Origin of the sequence: Nocardia sp. NPDC051750 (assembly GCF_044453135.1) — a bacterium.
Taxonomy (GTDB): Bacteria; Actinomycetota; Actinomycetes; order Mycobacteriales; family Mycobacteriaceae; genus Nocardia.
This window is the reverse complement of the sequence record NZ_JBITCK010000003.1, coordinates 444,286-458,189: the sequence shown is the minus strand read 5'-3', so window position 1 is coordinate 458,189 and position 13,904 is coordinate 444,286. Positions and strand designations below refer to the sequence as shown.

The 13,904-nt window shown below is 69.0% G+C and carries 13 protein-coding genes and 1 pseudogene; 7 read left to right on the top strand and 7 right to left on the bottom strand.

Translation table 11 applies throughout. The annotated features are described in order from the left end of the window. Positions 1-373: 373 nt before the first annotated feature. Positions 374-2,044 (bottom strand): apolipoprotein N-acyltransferase, encoded by a 1,671-nt coding sequence (lnt, locus tag ACIA75_RS15825; RefSeq protein ID WP_397104309.1) that lies wholly within the window; start codon positions 2,042-2,044, stop codon positions 374-376. Between the two features lie 145 nt (positions 2,045-2,189). Further along, complete coding sequence (locus tag ACIA75_RS15820; protein WP_397104307.1) at positions 2,190-3,788, bottom strand: amidohydrolase; 1,599 nt, start codon at positions 3,786-3,788, stop codon at positions 2,190-2,192. Between the two features lie 97 nt (positions 3,789-3,885). On the opposite strand from ACIA75_RS15820, the gene ACIA75_RS15815 reads away from it, so the two are divergent. Beyond that, positions 3,886-4,287, top strand: a complete 402-nt coding sequence (locus ACIA75_RS15815) for a PPOX class F420-dependent oxidoreductase (RefSeq protein WP_397104305.1) — start codon at positions 3,886-3,888, stop codon at positions 4,285-4,287. A gap of 122 nt (positions 4,288-4,409) precedes the next feature. On the opposite strand, the gene ACIA75_RS15810 is transcribed toward ACIA75_RS15815, so the two are convergent. Further along, complete coding sequence (locus ACIA75_RS15810) at positions 4,410-5,144, bottom strand: glyoxalase (RefSeq protein WP_397104303.1); 735 nt, start codon at positions 5,142-5,144, stop codon at positions 4,410-4,412. Between the two features lie 101 nt (positions 5,145-5,245). Between ACIA75_RS15810 and ACIA75_RS15805 the strand changes: the two genes are divergently transcribed. Next, on the top strand, positions 5,246-5,806 hold the full coding sequence (locus ACIA75_RS15805; protein WP_397104301.1) for a PadR family transcriptional regulator: 561 nt from the start codon (positions 5,246-5,248) through the stop codon (positions 5,804-5,806). A gap of 237 nt (positions 5,807-6,043) precedes the next feature. Then, positions 6,044-6,187 (top strand): annotated as a pseudogene (locus ACIA75_RS15800) (alkanesulfonate monooxygenase); the annotation flags it as partial. 78 nt (positions 6,188-6,265) lie between these two features. Here ACIA75_RS15800 and ACIA75_RS15795 read toward each other — a convergent pair. The 3 genes from ACIA75_RS15795 to ACIA75_RS15785 form a co-directional block, all read right to left on the bottom strand. Continuing rightward, positions 6,266-6,787, bottom strand: coding sequence for an FxsA family protein (locus tag ACIA75_RS15795; protein WP_397104299.1), 522 nt, complete (start codon positions 6,785-6,787; stop codon positions 6,266-6,268). 63 nt (positions 6,788-6,850) lie between these two features. Then, a complete protein-coding gene (locus ACIA75_RS15790) occupies positions 6,851-7,510 on the bottom strand; it encodes a response regulator (protein ID WP_397104297.1) in 660 nt (219 codons plus the stop codon). Between the two features lie 27 nt (positions 7,511-7,537). Beyond that, positions 7,538-8,707 carry a sensor histidine kinase gene (locus tag ACIA75_RS15785; RefSeq protein ID WP_397104295.1) on the bottom strand — a complete coding sequence of 390 codons (1,170 nt, stop codon included), beginning with the start codon at positions 8,705-8,707 and terminating at the stop codon, positions 7,538-7,540. Between the two features lie 57 nt (positions 8,708-8,764). Between ACIA75_RS15785 and ACIA75_RS15780 the strand changes: the two genes are divergently transcribed. The 3 genes from ACIA75_RS15780 to ACIA75_RS15770 are packed head-to-tail and all read left to right on the top strand — an operon-like array spanning position 8,765 to position 12,511. Continuing rightward, on the top strand, positions 8,765-9,532 hold the full coding sequence (locus ACIA75_RS15780; RefSeq protein ID WP_397104293.1) for a TSUP family transporter: 768 nt from the start codon (positions 8,765-8,767) through the stop codon (positions 9,530-9,532). A 19-nt stretch (positions 9,533-9,551) separates the two neighbouring features. Next, entirely contained in the window at positions 9,552-11,108 is a 1,557-nt protein-coding gene (locus ACIA75_RS15775) for a TldD/PmbA family protein (protein ID WP_397104291.1), read from the top strand. Between the two features lie 20 nt (positions 11,109-11,128). After that, a complete protein-coding gene (locus ACIA75_RS15770; RefSeq protein ID WP_397105344.1) occupies positions 11,129-12,511 on the top strand; it encodes a metallopeptidase TldD-related protein in 1,383 nt (460 codons plus the stop codon). A 227-nt stretch (positions 12,512-12,738) separates the two neighbouring features. Here the strand turns inward: ACIA75_RS15770 and map are convergent, their stop codons facing one another. Continuing rightward, the gene (map, locus tag ACIA75_RS15765; RefSeq protein WP_397104289.1) at positions 12,739-13,503 is read right to left on the bottom strand and encodes a type I methionyl aminopeptidase; all 765 of its coding nucleotides are present in this window, start codon (positions 13,501-13,503) and stop codon (positions 12,739-12,741) included. 74 nt (positions 13,504-13,577) lie between these two features. On the opposite strand from map, the gene ACIA75_RS15760 reads away from it, so the two are divergent. Continuing rightward, positions 13,578-13,841 carry a helix-turn-helix transcriptional regulator gene (locus ACIA75_RS15760; protein WP_397104287.1) on the top strand — a complete coding sequence of 88 codons (264 nt, stop codon included), beginning with the start codon at positions 13,578-13,580 and terminating at the stop codon, positions 13,839-13,841. The last annotated feature ends 63 nt before the right edge of the window (positions 13,842-13,904 follow it).

The window sequence follows — 13,904 nt, the reverse complement described above, 5'->3', positions numbered from 1 at the left end:
ATCACTCCGTTCTACAGCTCGACACTCCCCGAACAGCCCACGGCCGACCGATACCGGTCGTGGGGTGTGATTCACGACTGGTTATTCGGAGCATCACCTTGAATGGATTGGCAGTCGAAACCGAATGGTTACCTGGAGCCGGAACAGCTTTCGGACGACGGTGTCCGAATTCCGGCGCAGTCAAACGCTTCGAGGCGGAATACCGCCTCACTTCATGCCCGGCAGCCCGAGCGCTGCCTAGATACTACGCACATAGAGTGCCTCTGTTTACCCTCGACGGGCAAAAAATAAACCGGTCACTTCCGGTCACCACCTCGACCTCCGGCGAAGTGCGGGCAAACCCGCCTTCGACGGCTGCCGACACGTTCCGCAGTCAGCTTCCGGCCGTCGCCACGAATTCATCCGACAACCGGCGATCGGCCCGCCGGCGGACCACTGCGACGACCACACCCACCACGGTGACGAACACGGCGGCCAGCTCCGGCCACGGCCCCAGAGCCGTCGCCGGAGTGGTCGAACTCCGCAGCGGAACCTCCGCGACCAGCGCTTCCGGCACGAACAGCGCACTTTCCTGCCGGACGCTTCCGTCGGCAGCGATGATCGCGCTGACGCCGGAGGTCGCGGCGACCACCAACGACCGCCCGTGCTCCACCGCCCGCACCCTGGACATCGCAAGTTGCTGGTAAGTCATTTCACTGTCACCGAAAGTCGCGTTATTCGTCGGTACTGCCAGCAATTGTGCGCCGGACCGGAGCGAATCCCGGAAAGCCCGGTCGAAAGCAACCTCGTAACAGGTTGCTATCCCTATTTCCGTACCCGAAGCCCGAATTGTTCCGTCACCGTGACCCGGAACGAAGTAACCGGCCCGGTCCGCATAGTCGGAGAACAGCCGGAAGAAACCGCGCATCGGCAGGTATTCGCCGAAGGGCTGGACGATTTTCTTGTCGTGCCGGTCCCCCGGGCCACCGTCAGCGGTCCAGACCATTACCGAATTCGTGGTGGTGCGATCCCCGTTCACCAGCACGGCACCCACCAGAATCGGGGCGGAGATCCGGCGCGCCGCCTCCGAGATCACCGCGGCCGCGTCGCGATTGCGCAACGGGTCGATATCGGAGGAATTTTCGGGCCAGACGACCACATCCGGGGCCGGAAACCGACCGGCCGCCACCTCATCGGCGAGCTGTTCGGTCCGGCGGACATGATTATCGAGCACGGCCCGCCGCTGAGCGTTGAAGTCGAGACCCAATCGCGGCACGCTGCCCTGAATCGCCGCCACGGTGATGGTGCTGTCACCCTCCAGCGGGCCCGGCAGCGCCGCCCGCAGCCCGAGCCCGGCCAGCGGGAGCAATACGCAGGTCAGAGCGGCAGCAGCTGGGGCCACCCGGCGTGCGCGCGGCACCGGGCCGGGGACACCGGAAGTTTCCGCCGGATCACCGGCGCCGCGGCGAACCCGCCACACGGCGAGCACGACCGCGGCGGCGCAGGTTCCGCTCAGCACGACAGCGAAACTCACCAGCGGCGCCCCGCCCAGCACGGCCAGCGGCAGAAACCATCCATCCGCCTGACCGAAAGCCAGTCGACCCCAGGGAAAACCGCCGAACGGGAAACTGGACCGGCCCCATTCGGCCGCCGCCCACGCCAGCGCAAGCCACATCGGCCACCCGGGAAGCCGGCCGAGCAGCCGGGACAGCACCCCGAACAACCCCAGATACAGCGCGCACGCCGTGGACAGCGCGAGCCACGGCACCGGCCCCACATAGATCCCGGTCCACGGCAGCAGCGGCAGGAAGAACCCGAAACCGGCGAGCAGGCCGTACCCGAAACCGGAACGCAGCCGAGTGTCCACGCGCAGCACCAGGGTCAGCAGCGCGATACCGATCGGCGCCAGAAACCACCAGGGCCGCGGCGGGAAACTACCGAACAGCAGCAACCCCGACGCCACCGCGGCCAATGACCGCGCCGCCACCGGATATCGGGTGAGCTGCTCGGACCATCGGCTCGCCGTCGTGTTGCCCTGTTCCACTTCTCTGTCCTGTCGTTCCATCGGATCCGGACCCTGAACGTGTCCGGATCGCCGGTAGTTCGGGGCGGTGCGCAGTGCGGATCGGTAGCGGCGACGGCCCGTGGGACAGATCGCGTTCCGTATTCCTACGTCGCTACGCCCCTCGATCCGTTGCCCTACCCGCCGATCAGGCCGCGTAGATAGTCGCCCCCCGGTGCACGGTCCGCAGGCACCGGGGCAGCTCGGCGTTCGGGGTCAGCGGCGGCAGCCCCGGGACCCGGGACCGCGGATCGGTGGACCAGCGCTGCACGGAATCCGCGGGCGCGGTGACCACGAGATCGTCCGCTGCCCAGACCGCGTACGACGCGGGCGCACCCGGCACCAGCGTGCCGGCCACCCCGTCCCGGACCCCGCCGGCCCGCCAAGCACCCCGGGTCGCCGCGGCGAACGCGGCCCGGGGCGAGAGACCGTGCCCAGGCGTGCGGTGATGGACGGCCGCCCGGACCGCCGCCCACGGGTCGAGCGCGGTCACCGGTGCGTCCGACCCGATGGCGAGCGAGATCCCGGCGGCCGCCATAGCAGCGAACGGGTTCAGGGCAGCGGCCCGCGCCGCGCCCAAGCGTTGGGCGTACATACCGTCGGGCCCGCCCCACTCCCGGTCGAAGGCAGGTTGCACGCTGGCGATGATCCCCCAGCGCGCGAGCGCCTCGATCTGGTCGCTGTCGAGCAGTTCCGCATGCTCGACGCGATGCCCGCAGGCCGCGACGGCGGGGCCGCCGAGGTCGGCGGCCACCTGTCCGATACCGGCGACGACTGCGTCCACGGCGGCGTCGCCGATGGCATGGAATCCCGCCTGCACACCGACCTCGGTGCAGGCGCGCACATGATCGGCGATCTGCGCGGCATCCAGGTAGGGCACGCCTGTTCCGGAACTGTCCGTGTAGGGGTCGCGCAACCAGGCGGTATGCGATCCGAGTGACCCGTCGACGAACAGGTCGCCCGCCAGCCCGTGCGCGCCAAGGTCGTGCAGCAACGCCCGGGCCTCGTCCGTTGTCCGTACCGCCTGCCCCCAGTAGGCCCGCACCTGCACGCCGTGCTCGAAGGCGAGCAGCTCGCGCAGATCGGTTTCTCCTTCTATATCCGGTCCGGCGCATTCGTGCACCGCGACCACCCCGTGCGCGGCCGCCGCGTCCAGCGCCGTCCGGCGCGCGCTGTCGCGCTGCGCGCGGGTGAGCCGGGCGCGCGCCGCCGCACGCACCAGGTGGTGTGCCCGGGCGCGCACCGGCTCACCGGCCCGGTACCCCGGGGTGCCGGTCAGGCCGGGTACCGCGTCGAGCAGCGCCGAGGACGCCACGGCCGAATGGACGTCCACCCGCGCCAGGTACACGACCTGTCCGGGGCGGACGGCGGCATCGATCTCGTCGACGGCCGGGGGGCGGCCTTCCGGCCAGCGCGTCTCGTCCCAGCCGTCGGCCAGGATCGCGCCCTCGGGATGTCGCGCGGCGAAGTCCGCGAGCAGTTCGAGGCAGTGCGCGAGGGAAACGGCGCCGGACAGGTCGAGTCCCGACAACTGCAATCCCAGCGCGGTGGTGTGCAGATGGGGTTCCACGAAACCGGGGGTCACCAGCGCGCCGTCCAGGTCGATCACCTCGGCCTCGGGATGTAGCGCCCGCCCCACATGATCGGCGCCGAGCCAGACCACCACCCCGTCGGTGATCGCCAGCGCGGTGGCATCCGGTGCACTCGAACTGTAGATCCGGCCTCCGACCAGCAGCTGCGTACTCACGGTGGTCCAGTCTGCCGCACCGCCGCGCGCCGCCTGCGACCGGTCGCGGCCCACCGCCCGGTCACCGGCTGCCCGCCGGCGAATTACGCTGTCCGATATGACCACTGCGCTCGGTGCGGTCGGCACCGCCGACTACGTTCTGCTCACCACGTTCCGGAAGGACGGAACCCCGGTCCCGACCCCGCTCTGGGCGGTCGCCGAGGAAGGCAAGCTGTATGTCTGGACCGTCACCGACAGCTGGAAGGTCAAGCGGCTGCGGCGCAATGCCGATGTCACCGTGCAGCCCTGCAGTTACAAGGGCACACCCCACGGCGAACCGCGGCACGGCACCGGCCGGATTCTGGACGCGGCGGGCAGCGCGCATGTGCGCAAGCTGATCCGGCGCAAATACCGTCTGACGGGTCCGCTGATCGTTTTCGGCAGTACCCTGCGCCGCGGTAAAGCAGGCACGGTCGGTATCCAGATCGAACTCACCGCGCCACCCGCCGACGCCGGATAACAGTCGCCGGGCCGGGCCGGCACTCCGCGGCGAGGTTGCGGATCCGATCCCGCCGGCCCAGGGCGCCCGTGCTCACACGGCAGGGACGTTCCCTGGACCATCGGTGACACCCAGCCCGGAAGTCACTCCTCCGGCGGCCGGCCGAGCCAGGCCGCGAGATCGCCGGCCGCGTCGTAGTCGGCCCCGAGTAGGTCACGCTCGGCGGCGCTGAGCTCGAGCGCCTCCAGGTCCGCGCGACGGGCCTCGGCCTTGGCCGGATTCTCCAGTGCCACCGCCAACTCGACCAGGGCGGCATAGGCCCGGGCACGCTCGATCCGGCTCGCCTCCGCCCCGTACCGGTGCAACCCGGCTTCGACGGCCCGTTCCGCGGCTTTGTCGTCGACCTTGAAATCCCGCAGAATCCGCGCGTTGTCCAGCACCTTCGCCAGTCCGGTCAATTCGGCCGCGCCACCGTACTCGGCAGCGTCCTCCGGTTCATCCACCTGGATATAAGTGATCCAGTTACCGTCCGGATCGACCGCGCTGAACCGTGTCTGCCCCGGCCGGAACCGGGTGAGGCGCGCGGACCCCTTCGCCGGTATCTTGCCGTACCGCTCGCGCAGCGCGGCGGTGAATTCGCGGTGCCGGCCCGCCACATCGTCGACCATGATCAGGCATCCGGCCGTTTCCTGGGCCTGCCGTTCGCGCTCGCCGACCGGCGCCCCGTAGTAGTGGATCTCGCAGTCGTGCGCGCGCAACGCTCCATAGGCGTAGGGCTTGTGCTGTTCGTGCGTGACCGTGTACCCGAGCGTGCGCCAGAACTCCAGCGTGCGCACCAGATCGCAGGTGGACAGGACGGGGACCGCGGTATCACCCATGAGAATCCTCCAATAATCAACTTTGACTACTGAAGGTAGACTCGGCCCGCCCAGTCGTCAAATTTGACTACCGTACTGTTCCGGTGACGAAAGGAGCGCCGATGTCCGCGGTACGGCTATTGGTTCTGGGGGTGACGCGTCGGCACCAGCCGACCCACGGCTACGCGGTCCGCCGCGAACTCCTGTCCTGGCGCGCCGACACCTGGACCAATGTGCAGCCCGGCTCCATCTACCACGCCATCAAGCAACTCACCCAGGAAGGCAAACTCCGCACCCTCGGGACGGAAGGCGGCGGCCGCGGCCCGAGCCGCGCGGTGTTCGAACTGACCGAAGACGGCGAACGCGAGTTCTTCGAACGCCTCGACGCCGCGCTCACCAGCGTCGACATGGAGGAACTCGGCGCCGGTATCGCCTTCATGGACGCCCTCCCCCGTGCCGAGGTCATCGCGAAACTCCGCGAACAGCGCACCCGCAGCCACGCCGTCCGCAACGACCTCCTGGCCATGACCGCCGACTACCCCGGCCGCCACGAACCCCCACATTTCCCCGACCTCCTCGAACTGTGGAGCGGCGTCTTCGACAACCTCACCGGCTGGACCGCAGGTGTCCTCGACCGCCTGGAGCGAGGCGAATACTCGTTGGCCGACGATCCCGACCGATGAACGACCGGGCCACGACCCGCCGGCCGGGCTCCGGCGACTGCGCCGTTCGTGTCCTACCTGAACGGGGACTTCGAAAATGGCGGATTCCCATGGCCTTCGGGCACGGAAGCCCAGTGGCGAGTACGGCGCCCCCTCAGCGAGGACATGCTGCCCTCGTGACCCTTGATCCGCGCTGGACAACGAGAGGTGACGGTACCGATTCGATGAGCGAAGAGAGCAGTTGGGAGAAAATCCCCGAGGCGGCTCAGCGAGAAGGCCGGCCGCGAACACCCGCCGCTGGAGTTCGGTCTGCGCGTCACGACCTTGGTCCGCGACACCACCGTGCAGGCCTGGGCCGACGCCGAGGCGAAGGTCGCGGAGATGGCGGCTCGCCGGACTGTCGAAGAGCACGCTCCGGTAGATCGAGCGGCAGGGAACCCAGCTCCTGCCGCTGCTGCGCGAATGACGCCAGAGGGACCCTCAGCCGCGGAGACCGGAGTCGAAGCCCTCGGCGGACACCGGACGCTTCTCCAGCGCGACCGCCGGTCTCGGGGGTTCGTCGGTGTACCACTCGTCGACCACGACCCCGTCGACGATATCGGCGTCGACCACGGTGACCGACTGCCGCGGCATCGTCGCGGCGAGTTTCGCGACCCGGCGGGCAGCGAGGCCGGCCAGCACCGGGCGGAACAGGGCACGGGTCGGTGGAAGGAGCATCAGCAAGCCCACCACGGAGGTGAGCAGCCCGGGAACGAACATCAGCACACTACCCAGAACCACCAGCGCACCGTCGGCCACCGCGGTGCCGGGCGTGATCTCCGCGCGGGAGGCACGGCGGAACTGCTCACCTACCCGCCGCCACTGTGAGCCGAGCAACAGCATGCCCGCGGCGGAGCTGGCGATGAGGAGCAGGATCGCCGGGACCACGCCGAGCCAGGCGACGACAGCGGCGAAAGTGGCGATCTCGGCGACGAGGTAGACGAGGAAACCGAGGACGGGCATGGGCGAACCTTTCGGTCGGACTACCCGTACAACGCACGAGATGTCCGTTTTGCTCCCGGCCAGTCAGCCACCCGGCCGGACCAGCCCGGTTTCGTAGGCCAGGACCACGGCCTGCACCCGGTCGCGCAGGTCCAGTTTGGTCAGCACCCGGCCGACGTGGGTTTTGACCGTTGCCTCGGAGAGGAACAGCCGGCCGGCGATCTCCGCGTTCGACCGGCCCGCCGCGATCTCCTCCAGTACTTCCCGTTCCCGCGCGGTGAGCGCCTCCAGGATCGCGGGGTCGCGGGACGGAGCCGGCTGCTCGGCGATCAGCCGGTCGAGCAGGCGTTTGGTGACCTTCGGCGAGACCACCGCGTCACCGGCCGCGACGCTGCGGATCGCCGAGATCAGGTCTTCCGGCGGAGTGTCCTTGAGCAGGAACCCGCTGGCTCCGGCCCGGAGCGCGCCCAATGCGTGTTCGTCGAGGTCGAAGGTCGTCATCACCAGGACCCGGATGCCCTGTTCGGCTTCGAGGATGCGGCCGGTGGCGGTGACACCGTCGACCACCGGCATCCGCACGTCCATCAGCACCACATCGGGTTTCAGTTCGGCGGCCTGGGTGATCGCGGTGGCGCCGTTGTCGGCCTCCCCCACCACCTCGATATCGGGGTGGGCGCCGAGCACCATCTTCAGACCTACACGCATCAGTTCCTGATCGTCGACAACGAGCACGGTAATCGGCACGGACTCCAATGTAGTGGCGCCGGTGTGCTATTCCCCATCCGGTGACGCCAGCGGGATCCGGGCGTGCACCCGCCAGCTCCCGTCCGGGGTCCGGCCCGCCTCCAGACTGCCGCCGAGCACCGCCATCCGTTCCCGCATTCCGGCCAGTCCCAGCCCGCTGCCCTGGATACGGGCCTCGGGGCGCACCGGGACACCACCGGAGTCGGTGACCTCGATCTCGACCTCGTGGACGTGCCGATGGACCCGGACCCAGGCCTTCGGATGCGCGCCGGCATGCCGGAGGGTGTTGGTCAGGGCTTCCTGCACGATCCGGTGCACGCCCAGCCCGACCTCGGGGGCGAGTTCGTCCAGTTCTCCGGACAGTTCCAGTTCGACCGCCAGACCCGCATCGCGCATGAGCTGCGCCACGCGCGCCAGTCCGGCGGTGCCGTGCTGCGGTACCTGATCGGGTGCGTGTTCGGTGCGCAGCAACGCAACGGTGCGGCGCAGTTCGCGTAGCGCTTCCCGCCCGGTGCCGGCGATGGTGACCAGAGCCTGTTCGGTGGTCTCCGGGGCGGTGCGCAGGGCGTAGCGGGCACCATCGGCCTGGACGATCATCACACTCACCGCGTGCGCGACGATATCGTGCAATTCGCGGGCGATGCGGGTGCGTTCGGCCGAGACGGCGTCGTGCGAGCGGCGTTCCCGATCGGATTCGGCGACCGCGTGCCGGGCCGCGACTTCCGCATCGTAGGCCCGCCGGGCGCCCGCGAACTCGGCCAGCACCCAGCAGAAGGCGAAGTAGATCCCCACGAACGCGAGGTCACCGGCTTTGAAGCCGGTCACCACCGCCATCCCGTAGGCGGTATCGGCGACCAGCGCCAGCGCGTACCAGAGGCCGTCGCGCCGCCCGGCGTAGGCCACCAGCGTGTACAGCATGATCCCGTGTCCGAGCAGTGCGGCGTGCACGGTGGGGTCGCCGACGATATACCCGATGGTGCTGGTGCAGAACGACAGCACCATGAACGTCACCGCCATCGCCCGCGGGTACACCCGCCGCAACGCGATCGGCAGCGGAAGCAGTACCGAGAACACCAGGAACGCGGCCTGGTTACCGCTCTCGCGGGCGATCAGAAGATCGAAGATCAGCAGGAGCAGCGCGAGCGCGGAATCGGCGACGACAGGTTTGCCTCGAAGCCACAGACTGAACCGGCGCACCCGACCAGCCTAGATGCCCGCGAAACACCCGGCGGACCGTCTGGTTTGCTGAGTTTCATGAATGTGACCGACTGGCTGGTGCTGCTCTCAGCCGCGTTGGCCGCCGGCTGGGTGGACGCCGTGGTGGGCGGTGGCGGGTTGATCGTGCTGCCGACGCTGCTGCTGGTAGCTCCCGGTATCGCGCCGCAGACCGCACTCGGGACCAACAAGCTGTCCGCGGTGGCCGGCACCGCTACGGCCGCAATCACATTTGCCCGGAAGGTCCCGCTGCAATGGCGGTTGCTGGTCCCTGCCGCGGTACTGGCGGCGGTCACCGCGGCAGCCGGCGCGGCCGCGGTATCGCTGATCGACCGCGACCTGTTCATTCCGATCGTGCTGGTGGTGCTGGTGGGGGTGGCGGTGTTCGTCACGGCGCGGCCGTCGATCGGGATCACCCTGGCCACCCACCCGCCATCGCGCCGCAAGGTGGTGCTGGTCATCGGCCTGGCCGCCGGTCTGATCGGCGCCTACGACGGGCTGCTGGGCCCGGGGACCGGTACTTTCCTCATCATCACCTTCGCGACCCTGCTGGGTACGGAATTCGTGCGGGCCGCGGCGATGGCCAAGGTGATCAACTGCGGATCGAATGTCGGTGCGCTGATCTTCTTCGGCTTCACCGGGCATGTGCTGTGGGCGCTGGGCGCGGCCATGGCCCTGGCCAATATCGTGGGGGCGGTGGTGGGCTCGCGGATGGCGCTGGCCCGGGGCGCGGAGTTCGTGCGCGCGGTGCTGCTGGTGGTCGTGGTGGCGATGGTGATCCGGCTGGGCTGGCAGCAGTTCGGCTGACCCGACTAAGTTGATCAGGGTGACTACGGCGACATCCACCGGCCCCGGCGGACAACCTGGCGGGCACGCCATCGATCCCGAGTTCGCGGATCTACCGCTGACGGCTCTGACCGACGCGGCACTGTCGGCGGCGCGCGCGGCCGGTGCCGAACACGCGGATCTGCGGGTGCACCGGTTGTGTACGCAATCGATCCGGCTGCGCGACGGCCGCGTGGAGGCGTTGACCGACAGCGTCGAACTGGGTTTCGCGGTGCGGGTCGTCGTCGACGGCACCTGGGGTTTCGCCTCGCATGCGGCATTGAATCCCCAGACCGCGGCCGAGGTCGCCCGCGCGGCGGTGGCCGTCGCGACCAGCCTGCGGGCGCTCAACCGGGAGCGTGTCGAACTGGCGGACGAACCCCGTTACGACAACGTCCGCTGGGTATCCGCCTACGAAACCGATCCGTTCCTCATCCCCGCCGCCGACAAAGTGGCCCTGTTGCAGGACTACTCGGGCCGGCTGACGGCCTCCGACGGTGTCGACCACGTCACCGCGAGCCTGCTGCAGGTCAAGGAACAGACCTACTACGCCGATACGGCGGGGTCGGCGATCACCCAGCAGCGGGTGCGTCTGCACCCCCAGTTGGAGGCGATCACCGTCGATTCCGCCTCGGGCGCGTTCGAGACCATGCGCACGCTGGCGCCGCCGGTCGGGCGGGGCTGGGAATACGTCACCGGCGGGGACGGTGTGTGGGACTGGAATACGGAGCTGACCCGGATTCCGGAATGGCTGGCCGAGAAGGTGAAGGCACCGACCGTGGTGCCCGGCCCGACGGATCTGGTGATCGACCCCACCAACCTGTGGCTCACCATCCACGAATCCATCGGCCACGCCACCGAATACGACCGCGCCATCGGCTACGAATCCGCCTATGCCGGGACCTCGTTCGCGACCCCCGACCTGCTCGGCACGTTGCGGTACGGGACCCCGATCATGCATGTCACCGCAGACCGGGTGCAGCAGCACGGTCTGGCGACCGTCGGCTACGACGACGACGGCGTGGCCGGCCAGCGCTGGGATCTGGTGCGCGACGGCGTACTGGTGGGTTATCAGCTCGACCGGGTGTTCGCGCCCCGGCTCGGTCTCGACCGGTCCAACGGCTGCTCCTACGCCGACTCCCCGCACCACGTCCCGATCCAGCGGATGGCCAATGTGTCCCTGCAACCGGACCCCGCCGCCGATACCAGCACGGCGGAGTTGATCTCGCGGGTCACCGACGGTATCTACATCGTCGGCGACAAGAGCTGGTCGATCGATATGCAGCGCTACAACTTCCAGTTCACCGGCCAGCGGTTCTTCCGGATCCGCAACGGCGAGCTGGCCGGGCAGTTGCGCGATGTGGCCTACCAGGCGACCACCACGGATTTCTGGGGTTCGATGGAAGCCGTCGGCGGCCCGTCCACCTGGCAGTTGGGCGGGGCGTTCAACTGCGGTAAGGCGCAACCCGGGCAGATCGCGGCGGTCAGCCACGGCTGCCCGTCGGTGCTCGTGCGCGGCGTGAATGTGCTCAACACCCGGACGGAAGCGGGGCGATGATGACAGTGACGGGTGCGGGCGTGCTGCCCGCGGGCGCGGTGGTCGAGCGGGCTCTCGGGCTGTCCCGGGCCGACGAGGCCATTGTGATCGTCACCGACGAATACGACGCGTCGTTGCGCTGGGCCGGTAATTCCATGACCACCAACGGCACCTCGGTCGCGCGGCGCTGGTCGGTCGTCTCGGTGCTGCGCGACGGTCCCCGCAGGGCGCGGGTCGGCAGTGTGGCTTCGACCAGTCTCGATCCCGCCGATATCGAAGTCGTGGTCCGGGCGAGCGAAGACGCCGCCGCGGCCGCGGAACCGGCCCGCGACGCGATGCCGCTGCTCGACGCGCAGACGATCACCGTGGCACCGGATTGGGAGGAGGCGGCCGGCACCACCGGTATCGAGGTGTTCTCCGGTCTGGCCGCCGATCTGTCCACCGGTTTCGACGGTGCCGACCAGCTCTACGGTTTCGCCCACCACCAGGTCCACACGACCTGGCTCGGCACCTCCACCGGTATCCGGCGCCGCTATACCCAGCCCACCGGGTCGGTGGAGATCAACGGGAAACGCGGGGCGGGCGCGGACCTGGCCAGCGCCTGGGTGGGGGCGGGAACCACGGATTTCACCGGCGTGGACACCCCCGGTCTGCTCGCCGAACTGTCCCGGCGGCTCGACTGGTCGGCGCGGCGCGTGGATCTTCCCGCCGGCCGCTACGAAACTCTGCTGCCGCCGTCCGCGGTCGCCGATCTGCTGATCTATATGTACTGGTCCATGGAGGGCCGCGGCGCACACGAGGGGCACTCCGCGTTCGCCGCCCCGGGCGGCACCCGGGTCGGGGAGAAACTCACCGATATCCCGCTGACCCTCTGCTCGGACCCGGCCGCGCCCGGACTCGAATGCCTGCCGTTCGTCGCGACCCAGGCCTCGTCGGAGGCGGTCTCCGTCTTCGACAACGGGATGTCGGCGCAGCGGGTCGACTGGCTGCGCGACGGGGCGATCGCCGACCTCGTGTACCCGCGGGCCACCGCCGCCGACTACAACGTCTCCCCCACCGTCGCCGCCCAGAACCTACTGCTCACGGGCGGTTCGACGGCCACTCTCGACGAGATGATCGCCCGCACCGAACGCGGCCTGCTGCTCACCACCCTCTGGTACATCCGCGAGGTCGACCCCACCACGCTCCTGCTCACCGGTCTCACCCGCGACGGCGTGTACCTGGTGGAGAACGGCGAAGTCACCGGCGCGGTGAACAATTTCCGCTTCAACGAGAGCCCCCTCGATCTGCTGCGCCGGGTCAGCGAGGCGGGCGCGACCGAGCAGACCCTGCCCCGTGAGTGGAAGGACTGGTTCACCCGCACCGCTATGCCACCCCTGCGAATTCCGGACTTCCACATGTCCTCGGTGAGCCAGGCCACCTGAGCCCATCGATGAGGTCCTGACCTTGAACAACCGTTCGAGGTGAGCGTGTCACCGGCGGCGCTGTACCGAACTCGGGCGCCGCGACTTCGCTTGATCGTTACGGTCATACAGTGCCGGTCAGGACAGTGGGACCCCACTGTTCGGCCGCCGGGCCCCTTCCGCAACTGCCGATCGGCACGGTGCCGCCACCGGCGACACCTGCCGTAGCGGCGTGAGGCACCTGCGGCTCAGGCCGCGGTGAGGATGCGGGGCCCGTCCGGGGTGATGGCGATGGTGTGTTCGGAGTGCGCGGTGCGGGAGCCGTCCGCCGAGCGGATGGTCCAGCCATCCGGGTCGGTGACGATCCGGTCGGTGGTTTTCGCGAACCATGGTTCGATCGCGATGGTGAGCCCCGGACGGAGCGGGAAACCTCGTCCCGGGCGGCCGGCGTTGGATATGTGTGGATCCTCGTGCATGGTCCGCCCGAGCCCGTGACCACCGAATTCGGTGTTCACCGGATAGCCGTGGGAGCGGGCGACGGCCGATATCGCGGCCGAGATATCGCCGATCCGGTGACCCGGCTGCGCCGCCTCGATCGCCGCGGCGAGAGCCTCCTCGGTGGCGCGAACCAAGCGCTGGTCCGCGGCGTCGGGTGTGCCGACGATCACGGTGGTGGCGGCGTCGGCAACCCAGCCGTCGATGCTCAGCGCCAGGTCCATGGTCAGCACATCGCCGTCACGCAGTGGGTAATCGAACGGCAGGCCGTGCAGAACGGCGTCGTTCACCGACAGGCAGACCGTGTTGCGGAACGGTCCGCGCCCGAACGACGGGGCGTAATCCCAGTAGCACGACTTCGCGCCGCGTTGCCGAATCCTTTCCCGCACAATACTTTCCAATTCGATCAGGTTCACTCCCACCGCGGCCTTGTCGCGCAGTTCCGCCAGGATCTCGGCCACGAACGCCCCGGCGACGCGCATCCGCTCGATCTCCGCGGGCGTTTTCAGTTCCACCATCACTACCTCCACCAGACTTCGGTATTTCAATACCACTCTTGCGGTACTTTAATACCACTCTTAAGCTGGTGCTCATGGTCCGCCTCCCCCTGACCCCCGCACAGATCGAATCCGGCCGCCGTCTCGGCGCCCGGATCCGGACCGCCCGCGCCGACCGGGACCTCGCCGAGGTCGCCCGCTCGGCCGGCATCTCACCGGAAACCCTGCGCAAAATCGAAACCGGCCGCCTGCCCTCCCCCAGCTTCGGCACGGTCGTCGCACTCAGCCGCGCCCTCGACCTGCCACTGGACGAGCTGGCCGCCACCTGGACCTCCTCGGATCTCGCCGAATCCGCCTGACCGACGGGTTCAGTCGCCGGCCCTCCGCAGCGACAGTCGCGCCCACACCTACTCCGGCCGAGC

Bases quoted from the DNA above. Each gene is read 5' to 3' on its own strand.
- lnt (WP_397104309.1), bottom strand. From the start codon at position 2,044: ATGGAACGACAGGACAGAGAAGTGGAACAGGGCAACACGACGGCGAGC.
- ACIA75_RS15815 (WP_397104305.1), top strand. From the start codon at position 3,886: ATGACCACTGCGCTCGGTGCGGTCGGCACCGCCGACTACGTTCTGCTC.
- ACIA75_RS15810 (WP_397104303.1), bottom strand. From the start codon at position 5,144: ATGGGTGATACCGCGGTCCCCGTCCTGTCCACCTGCGATCTGGTGCGC.
- ACIA75_RS15805 (WP_397104301.1), top strand. From the start codon at position 5,246: ATGTCCGCGGTACGGCTATTGGTTCTGGGGGTGACGCGTCGGCACCAG.
- ACIA75_RS15795 (WP_397104299.1), bottom strand. From the start codon at position 6,787: ATGCCCGTCCTCGGTTTCCTCGTCTACCTCGTCGCCGAGATCGCCACT.
- ACIA75_RS15780 (WP_397104293.1), top strand. From the start codon at position 8,765: ATGAATGTGACCGACTGGCTGGTGCTGCTCTCAGCCGCGTTGGCCGCC.
- map (WP_397104289.1), bottom strand. From the start codon at position 13,503: ATGGTGGAACTGAAAACGCCCGCGGAGATCGAGCGGATGCGCGTCGCC.
- ACIA75_RS15760 (WP_397104287.1), top strand. From the start codon at position 13,578: ATGGTCCGCCTCCCCCTGACCCCCGCACAGATCGAATCCGGCCGCCGT.